Source organism: Candidatus Palauibacter sp. (genome assembly GCF_965213655.1).
Taxonomy (GTDB): Bacteria; Gemmatimonadota; Gemmatimonadetes; order Palauibacterales; family Palauibacteraceae; genus Palauibacter.
In genome coordinates, this window is the sequence record NZ_CBDBZT010000003.1 from 2,367,428 (window position 1) to 2,381,440 (window position 14,013).

The 14,013-nt window shown below is 64.9% G+C and carries 11 protein-coding genes; 5 read left to right on the forward strand and 6 right to left on the reverse strand.

The window, feature by feature from the left end; translation table 11 throughout:
- Nucleotides 1–12 precede the first annotated feature (12 nt).
- Together ACOOGH_RS12710 and ACOOGH_RS12715 are read right to left on the reverse strand one after the other, a co-directional pair.
- Nucleotides 13–3,651, reverse strand: coding sequence for a M66 family metalloprotease (locus tag ACOOGH_RS12710; RefSeq protein WP_420450126.1), 3,639 nt, complete (start codon nt 3,649–3,651; stop codon nt 13–15).
- Nucleotides 3,617–4,561: an Ig-like domain-containing protein gene (locus ACOOGH_RS12715; protein WP_420449258.1), complete on the reverse strand. Its 945-nt coding sequence runs from the start codon at nt 4,559–4,561 to the stop codon at nt 3,617–3,619. Before ACOOGH_RS12715 ends, ACOOGH_RS12710 begins: the two co-directional genes overlap by 35 nt.
- A gap of 725 nt (nt 4,562–5,286) precedes the next feature.
- Between ACOOGH_RS12715 and ACOOGH_RS12720 the strand changes: the two genes are divergently transcribed.
- From ACOOGH_RS12720 to ACOOGH_RS12730, 3 genes are read left to right on the forward strand one after another with little or no spacing between them, the layout of a single operon-like run.
- Complete coding sequence (locus ACOOGH_RS12720) at nt 5,287–6,150, forward strand: energy transducer TonB (protein ID WP_420449259.1); 864 nt, start codon at nt 5,287–5,289, stop codon at nt 6,148–6,150.
- Complete coding sequence (locus ACOOGH_RS12725) at nt 6,147–6,377, forward strand: hypothetical protein (protein ID WP_420449260.1); 231 nt, start codon at nt 6,147–6,149, stop codon at nt 6,375–6,377. The genes ACOOGH_RS12720 and ACOOGH_RS12725 overlap by 4 nt, the downstream gene beginning before the upstream one ends.
- Nucleotides 6,374–7,261, forward strand: coding sequence for a hypothetical protein (locus ACOOGH_RS12730; protein WP_420449261.1), 888 nt, complete (start codon nt 6,374–6,376; stop codon nt 7,259–7,261). Before ACOOGH_RS12725 ends, ACOOGH_RS12730 begins: the two co-directional genes overlap by 4 nt.
- Nucleotides 7,262–8,091: 830 nt before the next feature.
- Here ACOOGH_RS12730 and ACOOGH_RS12735 read toward each other — a convergent pair.
- Entirely contained in the window at nt 8,092–9,084 is a 993-nt protein-coding gene (locus ACOOGH_RS12735) for an endonuclease NucS domain-containing protein (protein ID WP_420449262.1), read from the reverse strand.
- Nucleotides 9,085–9,553: 469 nt separating this feature from the next.
- Between ACOOGH_RS12735 and ACOOGH_RS12740 the strand changes: the two genes are divergently transcribed.
- Complete coding sequence (locus ACOOGH_RS12740; protein WP_420449263.1) at nt 9,554–9,835, forward strand: type II toxin-antitoxin system RelE/ParE family toxin; 282 nt, start codon at nt 9,554–9,556, stop codon at nt 9,833–9,835.
- 17 nt (nt 9,836–9,852) lie between these two features.
- Nucleotides 9,853–10,158 (forward strand): HigA family addiction module antitoxin, encoded by a 306-nt coding sequence (locus ACOOGH_RS12745; RefSeq protein ID WP_420449264.1) that lies wholly within the window; start codon nt 9,853–9,855, stop codon nt 10,156–10,158.
- 562 nt (nt 10,159–10,720) lie between these two features.
- Here the strand turns inward: ACOOGH_RS12745 and ACOOGH_RS12750 are convergent.
- From ACOOGH_RS12750 to ACOOGH_RS12760, 3 genes are all read right to left on the reverse strand, one after another.
- The gene (locus tag ACOOGH_RS12750) at nt 10,721–11,746 is read right to left on the reverse strand and encodes a hypothetical protein (RefSeq protein ID WP_420449265.1); all 1,026 of its coding nucleotides are present in this window, start codon (nt 11,744–11,746) and stop codon (nt 10,721–10,723) included.
- Nucleotides 11,747–11,774: 28 nt separating this feature from the next.
- The gene (locus ACOOGH_RS12755; RefSeq protein WP_420449266.1) at nt 11,775–13,337 is read right to left on the reverse strand and encodes an IPT/TIG domain-containing protein; all 1,563 of its coding nucleotides are present in this window, start codon (nt 13,335–13,337) and stop codon (nt 11,775–11,777) included.
- Nucleotides 13,338–13,454: 117 nt separating this feature from the next.
- On the reverse strand, nt 13,455–14,006 hold the full coding sequence (locus ACOOGH_RS12760) for a GmrSD restriction endonuclease domain-containing protein (protein ID WP_420449267.1): 552 nt from the start codon (nt 14,004–14,006) through the stop codon (nt 13,455–13,457).
- Nucleotides 14,007–14,013 lie beyond the last annotated feature (7 nt).

Genomic DNA, 14,013 nt, shown 5'->3' on the forward strand with positions numbered 1-14,013 from the left:
GCGCTCGTCGGCTCAACGCCGCCATTCGCGCCCACCGGGAATTCCTCGGCTGAACAGCGCCTCAAGACCCTGCTCGAACGCCAAGGCGCCAACATCCGCCGCATCCTCTCTCCGGAGGGCTTCGGACGGCGTGTGACGCAGGAAGGCCCTGACCTGTCCGTTTACGGAGTTTCGCAGGATGGTCATGGGCCGATCGGTGCCGCCGTCCATTGTCACCGCGCCGCCGGGACCGGTGAGCGTGATGGATGCCAACTCACGAGCCCAAGAAGGTTCCAAGGGAAGTGCAAACGCGAAGGCGCCGTGCCCTTCGCCGTCGGCGATCTCCGGCATGTCGAAGCTCAGCGAGAACAGCACGCCACCATCGTCCGCTCCCCCCACGACTTCGTAGGCGCTCCCGGGTGCGGGGAGCGCCTCGGGAGCATCGACCACGAAGGCGGGCTCAAGTAAGGGTACGCTGTCCGCGTTCGCTCCGCCCCAGAGAAGTAGGGACCGGACGGGGCGAACGGTCTCTGCACTTGCGGCTGCCGCGGCACCCTCGACGGCCAGCCGGAAACGGAGCGCCCGGGAAAAATGGTAGTCGCTTATCCAAGGCGGGCGGCAATACGACATCAGGTCGGCCGTGCTTGGAGGGACCGGGTGACCGCTGCGGAAGTCGTACCCCCACACGCCGATTTCTCCACCCTCGTGGGGGTAGTTCACTGACCCCCCCACGCCACACGCGGCGTGTTCAAGCGACATGTTGTGCCCGAGTTCGTGCGCGATCGTGGTGGCGCGGGTCAGCGAAAAGCTCGTTCGGCCCGGCAGGAAGGCCACTCCAAAGAAGGTTGACTCTTCGTAGTCTGGAAGCATGCCCATATAGTAACCCGTCGCACCCTCCATGATGCGGATCGCCTGGGTCTCGTGCAGTAGCTCGAGTGGGTTGTTGTTCGAACTCGCGACGGGTTCGTGTGCCGTCACTCTCAGGTCGCCCACTGGCAGCAGTGTGCGCGTGGCCCAAAGCATCTCGTGACCCTCGGGGTCGGCCGCCATGGCCTCGACCGTGTTCACGATCGAGGAATCGGGCGCCTCGCTCCACAGGAACGGGATCAGCGTCAGATCCAGCTCCGGCATCGGCCTCACGTCCACCTCCATCCGGCCCGTTTCCGGGATCCTACGGGCGATCCCAAGCGCGGCGGGCACGGTGCCTTCGGGGTCGATTTCGATCACCATTTCCAGTCCCGGTCGAATGATCTCGCCCGGGATCTCCGCATTCGCCGACGCAGTCAGGTCGCCCTCGTCCACTCGTGTAGGGATGGCTAAGACTCGGGCCGGAATCTCCGCGACATGCGCCTTCGAGCCATTCAGGTAGAAGGTGGCGCGCACGGGCGGGATTCGCTGGGACGTTGCCCGCGCCGCGGTCACGAACACCCGCAGCAGCGCCGGTTCGCCGCCGACCAGCGGCACTCCGAGGGTTCGCGGTTCCACGGCCTGCGTCAGATAGGCAATCCCCTCCCGCTCACCTGCGGCACACAGAGGCACGTACCCGTCCGCGAGGCCTTCAAGCCAGGTCCGAAAACGGTTGTCCGGCGGCGCGCAGAGGTCCGTCTGGTTCATGAACACGGTCTCGATTCGAGCGAGCGCCGTCAGGTACGGCGGAAGGGGACCCGACAGCCCCGGGTTTTCGGACAGTTCCATGTGGACCAGCTGACCGAGTCGGCCCAATTCGCGTGGAACCGACCCCGCCAGCCGGTTTCCCCGTAGTTCCAGGGATTCCAAGCTGCGGAGTCTGCCGAGTGCAGGAAGGATCGGTCCGGATAGCTGATTCAACTCCGCCTCCAATCTGCGGAGAGTCCGGAGGTTGCCGAGAGCGGCCGGGATCGTGCCCGAGAGCTGGTTCCAGCCGAGGGACAGTCCGGCGAGACCGTGGAGCTTGCCGAGTTCGGGCGGGATGGCACCCGTCAATCCGTTGCCCCACAGGTTCAGGTCCTGCAAGCTGACCAAGTTCCCTAGTTGAGGCGGGATCGTGCCCGTCAGTTCGTTGCCTCCGAAATCCAGCATCCGCAGGTTGGCTAGATTTCCGAGTTGCCGAGGGATCGTGCCCGTCAGCCGGTTGTGACCCAAATCCATCTTCCGAAGATTCCTGAGGTTGCCAAGTTGAGGCGGGATCGAACCCGTAAGCGCGTTATGCGAGAGCCACAACGTTTCCAAGCTGGCAAGCGCGCCCAGATCAGAAGGGATTGCACCGATTAGATCGTTGGCCCACAAGCTCAAGATCCGCAAGTTGGCCAACTTTCCGAGTTCCTGAGGGATCGTGCCGGTCAGATTGTTAAACCGGAGGTCCAGGCTGTCAACGCGGCCCTCCGCATCGACGGAAACACCATACCACCGGTCAAGTGGAGCATCCGTCACCCAACCCGCACTGACCTTCCAGCGCGGTCCGCCGGTCAACTCATACAGAGCGGCGAGTATGTCTCGATCCGAGAGAGTCCCGCAGGCCCTCGCCGTGCCTTCATGCTCTGGAAGGGCCAACAGCCATGCCCGGAACGAGGCGTCGCGAGGAATGCACAATTCAGTTTCGGAGTAACGGAACTCTCGGAGCGAAAGCTGCGCCAGCCCCGTCGGCACTTGGCCCGCCAGCGCGTTGTCCTGGATCCGAAGCGTGGTCAGCGAAGTGAGTTGGGCAAGCGACGAGGGCAGTCTTCCCGCGAGCCCGTTCCCGGCGAGGTCCAGCGTTAGCACGCGGCCGAGAGAGTCGGTAACAACCCCATGCCGCTCGGCGAGCGCGCCTTCGCCAAGCCACCCCTCCGATCTGATCCAGTCGTCGCCGCCCGTCGCCTCGAAGAGCGCGTTCAGACTGGTCCTGTCCGACTCGTTGCAGAGCGGTCCGTAGCGCCGTTCTATACCCTTGATCCAAGTGACCCAGGCAGAAGCTCCCGGTGCGCAAACGCCGTCGGATTCGAAAGCCAGTACTTCCAGCTTGCCCAGCTCCAAGAAACTTCGGGGCAGGGGACCCGCCAGCCGGTTCGAGGACAGCCAGAGCGTGTGGAGTTCGGAGAGGGCGCCGAGCTCCCGAGGGATCAAGCCCGTGAGTTCGTTCGCGTATAGGTCCAGAACCTCCAGTCGCGAGAGCTTGCCGAGTTCGGAGGGGATCGAGCCGGTGAGCTGGTTTACTTCGAGTACCAGCCGCTCCAGCCTGGTTAGGCTGCCGAGTTCCGGGGGTATCGAACCCGTGAGCCTGTTTCGCGCTAGGTCCAGGCGCTCCAGTCTTGAGAGCCGTCCCAGTGCCGATGGAATCGAGCCGCTGAGCTCGTTTCGCGCTAGGTACAGCCCCACGAGATTACCGAGCCTGCCGAGTCCAAGCGGTATGGGGCCGGTAAGCTCGTTCCCGCTCAGAAAGAGGAACTCTATGTTGTTCAGTTCCCCGAGTGCTTCGGGAATGGAGCCCGTCAGCCGGTTGTAATCCAAGTCCAACCGCCAGAGGTTTTCGAGATTCCCGAGTTCGCTGGGGATCGAGCCTGTGAGTTGGTTGCCGTCGAGCCTCAGAACCTCCAGCTTCGAAAGTTCTCCGAGTTCGGACGGGATTGGACCCGCGATTCGGTTGCGCGGCAGACTCAGTTCCTTGAGGGCGGTTAGGTGGCTAATCTCCTCCGGTAATTCGGCCGCCGATGTTATTGGAGGCGAGGCTCAATTGCGACACCCGTCCGCGGGCATCGACTCCCAAGCCGTGCCACTCCGCCAAGGGGGCATCGGTGAGCCAGTTGTCCCTCCGAGACCAATTGGCCCCATCGGTCGCATCGTAGAAGCGCGTAAGCGCCGCCCGGTCCTGGTTGCCCACCGCGACATGCGAGGCGCCTCCGGCGTATCCCGTTTGCGCGGAGATCGTGGCGACACCGTCGGCGGTGCCGCGAACAAGACCCGTGGAATCCACCGTTGCCACCGCAGGGTGGCTCGACGACCAGTAGACCGTCGCTGGCGCGAGCACGCGTCCCAGTAGATCGCGGACCTCCGAAACGAGCCGGACCGAATCGCCCACCACGGCCAGCACTACGACGGCCGGCGTCACGTATATCGAGATGGGCTCGGGCGCCAGAACATCCAATTCCATATACCCTTTAGCAGATCCCGAGGCGGCTGAAATGACCGCCGCGCCCGGCTGAGCTGCCGTCACCAGCCCCAAGGTGTCCACCATCGCCACCGCCGAATCGCTGGAAGACCAGGAGAAGACGGCTCCGCGCACCGCGTGCCCGTTCCCGTCGAACCCCTCGGCCGCGAGCCTCACCGTGTCACCTGTGGTCAGGGATTGGGCGGACGGAGAGACGGACACCGTACCCACCACCCACCTCACGGTGATGGCGGACGTTACCGGAGCCGCCGTCCCCACTGACATCGACGCAGCGATGAACGCCTCACCGTTTCCGGCGGCGCGCACCAGCCCGGAGGAGTCGACGACTGCGACCGAGTCGGCGCTGCTTTCCCAGTCGATGATCGCATCGGTCAGCGGTTGTCCGTTCTGGTCGCGGACCTCCGCCGTCAGCTGCACGGTCGCGTCCAGCGCCGACAGCGTGGCCGACGCGGGCGACACCCCGATCGAGGCCGGTCGAGGAACCTCCAGGCGCGGCGGCGGAACGGGCTCGGTAGGGCTGTCACGACACGAGAGCAGAAGGGTCGGAACCAGCAGCACGAGCACCGCTGAAACCGACAGGATCGGTCGCCGGTCCGTTCTCCCGACGGACGATTGAGCGGCGTCTCGACCCGAGGTCGACGCGCCGGGACGCATGCCGAAGCCGGCAGCCACTCGCAACAATTGAGCCTTGGAAGAAGGATTGATCAGCAGCCAGTTGGTGTCGCGCAAGGCGACTCTCAGATACGTGCTTTTTGTCCAAGGCGCTAGGCTTCGGAGACGGGACAGTACTCCGTCGTTCGTGAGCGCGCCCACCGCATGGAACTCGCTGCGGCTCTCGGCGGCCAAGGTCCGCGAGAGGCAGCGTCCGCCAAGGTCGCACGGAATCCCGTCCAGGAATGGGAATGCAAAGCGGGGGTTACGGTGACTCCCTCCTCGATCGTTCGGTTGGCACGCGGTGCGACGGCTGAGGGATCGATCGGGTCTGGACAGGCTTGAGCCTCCTTCCAATCTTCACGGCTATTCGGAATTCGGGATCCACCGCCGTCAACAGCCGAATCGGAGGAAGGCTCATCCACGGAACGTGCCGACCGGCGATCGTGTGCTTGATTGCGCTGGGCTTGGTTTCGTGCACGGCCCGCGGGCCGCTGAGGTATTACCCTGACGCTCCGTCGGGACGCACGCCCGTGGAAGTACCGCCCGTCCTCAAGAACCCGACCGAGGTGGGAGCGGCGATCGTCCAAGCCTATCCGAGAGACCTCCTCGCCCGGGGCGAGGGGGGCCGAGTTGAGGTCTGGGTGCATGTTGACAGCGTCGGCAACGGCACGTCGGGGGCGGTGAAGACGCCCAGCGGACAGGATGCTCTGGACTGCGCCGCGATGCGGGTCGCCGACGGGATGGAGTACGACCCCGCGCTGGATCGGGGTCTTCCGACGGAGGCTTGGATCTCCGAGTGGGTCGAGTTCCGGCCGGAGGCTGCCGCCGGGACGGCAGTCGATCCCGGTGGCCGACCATGCGAACCGTGGGATGAACCACCTGCCCAGCTCAACCCCGACGACGTCGAGCGTTGGCTCGAGCGATCATATCCGCCTGAACTGCGAGCGCGGGGCGTGGGCGGCCTTGTGATCCTGCGGCTGCAGATCGGCGAGTTGGGTGAGGTCCTGGCCTACGAAGTCAGTGTTTCGAGCGGCCATGAAGCGCTGGACGCCGCCGCCGGCATCGTCGCCATGAACATGCGTTTCAGGCCCGCGAAGCGGCTGGGGCGTCCAATCAGCGTCTGGCTCGGGCAACCCGTCGTGTTCATGACGCAACAGACGCCGGTACCCGGTGGCGGTGTTTCGTCGCGGGACAGGCCCATGGGGGGCCGCATGAACGTGCGGATGACTCCAAGGGCGCCTACGCGGGAGAAGCCTGAATGTCGACTCCGACGAAGGATGCAACGCGCACCGGCATGCGGTTTGCCTTGCCGCCCCTCGCCCTCTTGGCCTGCGCCGAAGGCGGAGAAGGTCCGGCCATCGGCGCTGCGGGTACCCTCGACGGCCCCGACGTGATGGTGAACGCCGTCACCCAAGACGTCTTCACCGTGGGCTCGCCTGTCGGCGACGACTGGGACACCTTCGGCAGCGTGCGGGCCGTGAGATTCGACGGAGAGGCCAATCTGCACATCCTCGACAGTCAGTCCGCCCGCGTCCTTGTGGTCGGGCCGGACGGATCGCTGATCCGCACGGTGGGAGGGCAGGGTGAAGGCCCGGCGAGTTCAACTCCCCCAGAGGGTTGATCGTCGCCCGCGATGGCTCCTACACGGTGACGGGGCTCGCGCAGATCAATCTCCTGAACCCCGGAGGCGAATTCGTGCGGCGCGTCGCGATGGACCCGATGACGACGGGAGTGGTCAGGGCTGACTTGGCGCTGCCGGACGGCCGTTTGGTTACCCCAATGCTATTGCGCATCGGCGACGAGGAGGAGGTCGGGGAGGGACGCCCCATTTACGCTTTTCCGCTCGACGGAACGGCGGCCCAAATCCTCTACACCGCCTGGGAACTGCCGGGGGAGGATGAGGATCTCGTCGAGAGCGAGTCCTCGTCCGCCGGAATGGTGATGCGGATGTCGGCCGGCCGCGCATTCGAACCCCCGCTCGCCCTTGACATGCTGACCGATGGCCGTCTCGCGCTGGTCGACTCGATCGGCTACCGCATCAATCTGATCGCTCCCGATGGCCGCGTGACCGGAACGGTCGAGCGCCCGATTGCGCCCATTCCGGTCGACGACCGAATCATGGAGGCCGAACGCGAGCGGTATCGCGAGACCACGGCGTCACTCCTGGAGGTTGATGGGCGAGCCAATCTTTCATTTCCGGTTCAGTTTGAGCGGGAGGGTGCGGAGGAACTCGCCTTCGCCGACGAGGTGCCGGTAATCGCCGGCATCAAGGTGGACTGGGAGGATCGGATCTGGGTCGAGCGCCGGGGTCCGACGGGCGACAGCGACGGCCCCACCGACATCGTGACGCCCGATGGGGACTACATCGGCACCCTCCCGCCGGAGGGGATCCAAACGCCGGACGCGTTCGGCCCCGACGGCCTCATGGCCTACATCGAGGCGGACGAGCTTGACGTGCAGACCGTCCGCGTGATCAGGCTGGTGGCGCTCGAACCGGAAGGATAAGGGCGCGGGCGCGTAGGCCGGGGTCCGGGGAGGTCCGGGGATACCCCTGTCCCTCGACATAGTGTTGCCGGCTCGGTGAGGCGTTCGCCGTCGGAAGCGAGAAAACTGCTCGGCGGGGAGGCCCCCCGGTGAAGCTGGTGGCTGTGGTCCCGGCGGCGTTTCCCCGTCGCCGGTATACGTCCATCCGCGTCCGGCTCGCTCCCGCAGTTTCCATCCCGCAGAGGGGGACCTGTCGTGGGACTCCATAGAACATGAAATCGGTAGTCAATTGATGTGTATGCGTTTACGCAAACCCAAAAACGGAGGGGGTGGGACTCGAACCCACGAGACGTGTCGCCGGGGCTGACGCCCCGGCCTTCGTTGAGCGGGAGCGGATGGTCGTGCAGGGGATGGATCAAGGCAACATCGTGTCGCCGGGCAACAACCCCTCGACCACGGAGACCGAGACGTCACCTTGAGGCTCGTCCCCTCCGGCCGGGTGTCACTCTTTCGCCCGCCGCATGTGTCACTTTTCGGCCGCCATTCACACGGGAAACTCCACGCAGTCGTCTGAGAGCTGGCAGGTGAAGCTCGGGGCTCTGAGCCCCGCCAGCTATCCGCTCAGGCGCATATCCGCCGGACAGCAGCCAGAGTACTGATGACCCACGCCGACAACATCCGATGTGAAGTGCATGATTCCCCCTCGTGTGGAGGGCGCAGGCAAACCGGAAGTGGGCTCGATGCAGATCTTGTCCGCGCGCCACCCGGCCCTCCCCAACAAATTAGAGCAGGTCGCCGTCCGCTTCTGATGCGACGCGAGGTTCGAACCCCGAGCGTGACGCAATTCGTGTTCAGTCATCGCTTTGCGGCGGGAGGTGTTGTTGCAGGAAACACTCAATCCGGTCGAGTCGTTTGTCGAGTTTCTCGCCGGCCACGTGACCGCCGTCGTCGTACCTGCCAAGCTGAGCGGTCGCCTCTTCTTCGTCAATGTACGGAAACGAGTCGGCGAACTGCTTCGGACCCACCCAGATACTCAAGCCTCCGCCGCTAGCGTCAGCTCCCGGGCTCGCGTACATGAGGAATTGACGCCGGTCCGACGGCGGCGCGATTCTCACGGAATTCCGCTGCGGCTGCACGGGTAGACCTGCCCGCTCGGAAATCTCGACGAAGCGATCGAACTGCTCGCCCACACCCAAGTCAGCGGCTCGCGCACGAATCGCATCAACAGTCAACCGGTGCCTTGGACGGGGCGGCTTGGCGGGTTCGTCAGCCACCTCTCGAATCAGCAACTGTGGGCCGCCGTCCAGTTCAAACACTTCGAAGCTCACGATCTTGATCGGGACGCCGAAGCGTCCGAGAAACTCGCTCACACGTTCCAGTCCGGGATGGATTCCGGCGCCAACGAGCAGCAGGGCGATCTCCCGCTCTTCCCCTTCGTCGGCCAGGAGCTCCCGCACTCTTCGAGACAGCATCTTCACGTTCCCGAACTTACCGAGGCCACCTTCGAGCTTCCTAGAGAGGTCATCGGCATCGAGACGAGCGAGTGACGAGGCGTAGTAGAGCGCCTGTCCCAGTGCGCCCGAATCGATCATCCCGGGCTTTATCTCGATCAGGACCCAGCGGTCCTGCGAATCGATCGCCAACAGATCGAGCCGTCCATCATCGATCGATACTTGGCGGCCAACCAGCGTCAGTGCCTCCCCGATCAGCGTCGCGTCGTTCACGATCCAGTCTTCGAGGTGTCGCTCGAGTTGGATGTGGGAAGGCCCGGCCTTCTGCGGTTCCGGCTGCGGTGAGCCAGCCGCGTTACGCGTGTCCATCGTCCAGACCGCCAGTCTCGTCATCTTCGCTATCTCCAAGTCGCTCCCCTCGGAGGCTTGCAGTAGCGATCCATCCGCTTGCCCTCATGCCTGCGAAAAGATGTTTGGTGGCCATTCCGACGGCGTTGTTCAGACTCCAGCCGTATCCTGAGTCGACGATCTCTGATCTCCCTCTGAGCGGGGAACCTTGACCCTGTCTTCCAGTTCCACCAGCCCACGGCGGACGCATGACCGTTCCACGGCCAGATGTGTGCACTCTTGCATGGCCGCCAACACACGCGATGCGAGTCTGCACGCGTCGTGGCGTGCTCCTCCTGTGAGGTGAAAGGAAACGGCGGCGGCAACTCCCCGGCGCGCCGTCCACCGCCAAGCTCGTCCCCTCAGCGACGCCAAGGCCCCGGGCGGCGAGCGGCCTGCTTTATGCTTGACGTAATGCGGATGTCTTGGCTAGTGTGTAAAATCGGTGCGATTGCTTGGGGGAACGGAGAGCGTTGTGATCGTCAGTTTCTCGGGCAGGAAAACCGAAGCGTTCTACGGGGGTCGCCGAATCGCGGCGTTTTCTGGGTTCGCCCGGACCGCCTCGCGCAAGCTCGACCAGCTCGACGCAGCCACAAGCTTGGGCGATCTGGCGAGGCCCGGCAACCGCTTGGAGGCACTCAAGGGCCGACGCAAGGGGCAGTGGAGCATCCGGATCAACGATCAATGGCGGATCTGCTTCAAGTGGCCTCAGGGAAGTCCGGGCCCGACTGAAGTGGAAATCGTGGACTACCATTAGTTTCAAGGAGGGAAGTCGTGCGCGAACCCATCCATCCGGGCGAGACCCTGCGCGACGATCTTGACGCGCTAGGCATGAGCGCGGCGGAGCTCGCGCGAAGCATCGAGGTGCCGGTGAACCGCATCACCGAAATACTGAACGGTCGACGCTCGATTACCGGCGATACAGCCTTGCGTCTAGGACGATTCTTCGGCACCTCGGGGGAATTCTGGCTCAACCTTCAGAAGCTCTACGAACTCCGGCATGCGGAGAGGAAAAGCGGCCTCGCGATCGCCCGGCTGCCGACCCTAGATGCCGGCAGGGGCCTGCACGCGACGAGATGAGAGCACTCTAGAAGACCGCGACGGGGCGGCGCTGGAGTGGACAAGGGGGATCAACCAAATTCCCCACCGAGGCTATCCCGTTAGACCCCGTGCGCAAGTTCCTGCCGAGACTTGGGGCGTTACGGAGGACGCAAGCTCCGAAGGCCGATCCCCAACGACTCCTTCTCGGCCACCCCACCCCCGGTCAGCGTCGACTTCACGTTCTGAGGCCGTGGTAAACGCCGCCGCCGGTCTCTCCAAGGCCATCCACCCCGTCGCCCGCGACTGTCTCCCCGCCCGGATCGTCCACCTCGTGACCGCCCGACCCCGCGCCGTCCTCCCCCGGGTGACACTGTCGATGCCGATTGACACATCGACGGCGGGGCCGCGAAACGACGCCAGGCTGAAAAGGAGCCGGTGCCGCCGCAAGAGTACGGTTATCGAGAGCGTGACCACTTCGGTCTGACCCATGACGACCACGAGCATCGCACGTCCGTGACTTGGCTGGGAGAGACCCCTGCAGCGCCGAGAGACGCGGCGGGGGTGCGAGCGACGGTTCCGCCCACGGGCTCGAACCGCCGCGTTATCGAATTCGCAGAGCCCACACCGATATGTTCGCCGGGGTCCGGTCACCGCCAAGTGACGTGACCTTGAAGCTCGTGGGGGCTAGAGCCCCCTCCGGGCTCCAGCGAAGCAGCGCGCCGGAGCCCGCGCGTAAGCTCCAATCGTATTGGTGCGCCGACGCCGTCGAGGCGTGCGGGCGGAGCCAAGCCTCCTCTGGGAACCGCCGCCAAATGTCCGCGAAATCCCAGGACCAGAACCAGTTCACGCCGTGCAGATCCATCCACAGCGACATGTAGAAGTCGGCCAACAGCTCCTCGACTCGCTTCTCGGCAACCTCCTCCATAGAGGCGTAACCCACGTAGGGTGACTGCGTCAGGCGGCGCATCAGTGCCTGCTCGCCCCCAGTGTAATCGCCGCCGTACCGGTCCATCACGTGCCGCAGGAACATCGACGGCACATCGTATGCAGCTCTCGTGTTGCGACAAGGTCCGGCGTTGCCCTGCGATGGTCGCCCAAGCCACGAACACCGCTCCGGAGCCCCCGGCACCCGGCGAACATAGGAGTAGCCAGGATCCCAGCCGAAAAACCGAGCCATCCCGCCGACCCACTCCGAATACCAAGCTCGCCCGCGCTCGTAGGCGGCCCAACCACGGTTCGGGGTCGCCTCGTGTCCGAAGAGCCGGTAGGCGACGAGTTGCTCGGACAGCGTGGCTCCGCCCTCGAGCTCCCATGTCGCCTTGATACCGGCCTCGCTGAGGACGGAGGCACCGACTTGCACGATGTGTGTCACTTCGTGCGTCAGCAGGGATGGGTAGTAATCCAAGACCTCCTGCTTCGTCCGCGCACGGCCGTGCACGCCGTCGGGGTCGGGAACGACACCATAGAAGATCTCAGCTTCGTTGCTGGTCAAGTCGGTCGACGATAAGAAGTCCCCTCCCCAGACGAATCCGCCGACCCCCATTGCGTTGACATCCTTGGTCATGAGGACCAGAAAGCGCCCGTTGCCGTCGACATCGGGAAGCCTGCCGAAGTACTCGTCATGCACCGGCTTTGCATGCGACGCGTAGAACGCGTCAAGCGTGGCCAGCTCGGCGACCGTGAGCCCCCCGGGCGGATTCGCAAGGTCTTCCAGCCAGATCGCGTTGGCACCCCAAAGAACGGACTACGGCACGTACGGTCTCACGTTGGCGGCAATCGTCAAGACAGCCGCCAAACAACGTCACTGTGTCACCGGTGGAGTACGAACGCCCGTCCGCTGCGGTCGGCGACGCAATGGGGGTCCCCGGCCCCAGACTGCGGAGCAGCAGGTCACTCCTATCCATGAACTCGTTGTGCGCCGCCCAGTCACGACGCGAAGCCGAATGTTCTGGATCGGATCCGTTGTTACGGTAGGTCGCGGGCACTGTGCTCGGCACGAACCCGTCCGGAATCGGCCCTGCGAAGGCGACGCCTTCGCGGGCGGTGCCTTGGGCGTCTCCGTAGACGGAGGCGGCTGCGGAAACGCTGAGGTTCCTGAACACATCTAGGTCGCCGGGAATGCCGGAAACGGAGACCGGCGTTACGGACGAAGGCTCAGTGGCCGTCGACACCACGCCGATCAGCCACTCGCCGCCCGTCGTGTCCCCCGGCAGCAGCATGCATCCGTTTCCGGCGAACGTATAGCGGTACCAACCGGGGTCGAGGTCGATGTCCTCGCGACCCGCCGGCGTCACGCTCACGCCCAAGGTGTCGCTCAAGCCCAGGACAGTCACGCCAAGTTTGGCCTTCCGCGGCGGGAGGCAGTCGCCGCGCGGGACGCGGATGGTGAGCTGGGTGGCGCTCGCGGCGGTCACCGGGGCCGGGATACCGTCAAGGAGGACCAGATTGTTCGCGACGGAAGTTGAGAATCCCCTTCCGCGGATCGTCGCCTCTTCTCCCTCAAGCAAGACGGCGGGCTCCACCGTTCCGATCGCGACCCCATCCACGATGACCGAGAAGCTCTGGCTGACGCTCAGACCACCGGAGTCGGTGCCTGTGACGCTAACCGTGGTCTCGCCCCTCGCCACGGCCGTGACCGTAAGCCCGGCGCCGGCGACCTGCACGGAGGCGACGGCCTCGTCCGAACTCGTCGCGGAGTAAGCGAGCGGCTCGCCGTCGGGGTCCCGCACGTACCGTGTGAGCATCACGGTCTCCGAAGCGCCCGACGTCAGATCCAGCGTGGGGACCGCCGTGACCTCGGGCGCCCGGTTGGGCACCGTTACGGCGAAACTCTGCGTCGCCGTCAACCCTCCGGGGTCGACCGCCGTGACCGCAACGTCCGCGAGACCGGTCCCCGCGGCAAACAGCGTGAGTTCGCTGCCCGTGGCGATGGCGGTCACCACTTGACGGTTTGACGTGGACGGCGTGTACGTGAGTGCATTCCCGTCCGGATCGCGGAAGAACTCGTCCAGCGAAATGGTCGCGGACTCACCCGCCGGCATCTCGCGCGGTGGGATCGTCCCTTCCGCGACAGGTGCCCGGTTGGTGGCGGGGGCGGGCGTGGACGTGGGCAGCGCATCATCACAGGCAGTAACCGCTAGCGCGAGAACGGCTGCGAGGTAGCGCCGCACCCCATGCCGCAGTGGAGCCGAGGGCTCCGATGTATGTGTCTCTAACATCACCGGACCTCCGGTGGACGGTCTCAACTGGTCTTCTCCGGTCCGCGAAGGTACTCCACGGCAGCGAACAGCCGCTAGGCAAGACTTTGCGTTCACCGATGGAGACCGCCCGTCGACTCAGTCAGACGTAAACACCATGTCCGTGGAGTCGCACCCGGCGACCACGGTGGCGAGGGTGTCGGCTTCCGCCCGGTCTACGGTGAGCCCCCACGCGCGCTTGATCGTGACAACCCTCGCGGCAAACCAGCAGCGGTTGAACTCCGGCATCCATTCCGCAACATCCTTCGAACCCTTCTGGTGCCGATTGACGTCGGGGGCGGCCAGCGTCAGGTTTTCCAAGTCGTTGAAGAAGTGGTTCCGCCGATCGCGGCCCCAACCGCACGCGCCCGAATCGTGCGCCTCGCTGACCGCAACGATGTGTTCTCGGTCGGTTTCTCGGATCGAGGTGAAGTACCGGCCCGTGTAAGGGCCGTAGATCCGCCCGCCCATTGATTCGACGATCTCCTCCTCGATCCCGGAACGAAACGGCTCGTAGGTGCCCCGGTCGTACGGGGCGCAACGATTCTCCGGCGCAACGACGAGACCCGCCAACACGTCCTCGGGGGGGTGCAGCCCCGTGATGGCCGGTCGGCAGGCCCCGAGCAACATCACGAACAAGGCTGAGGTCACTCTCATC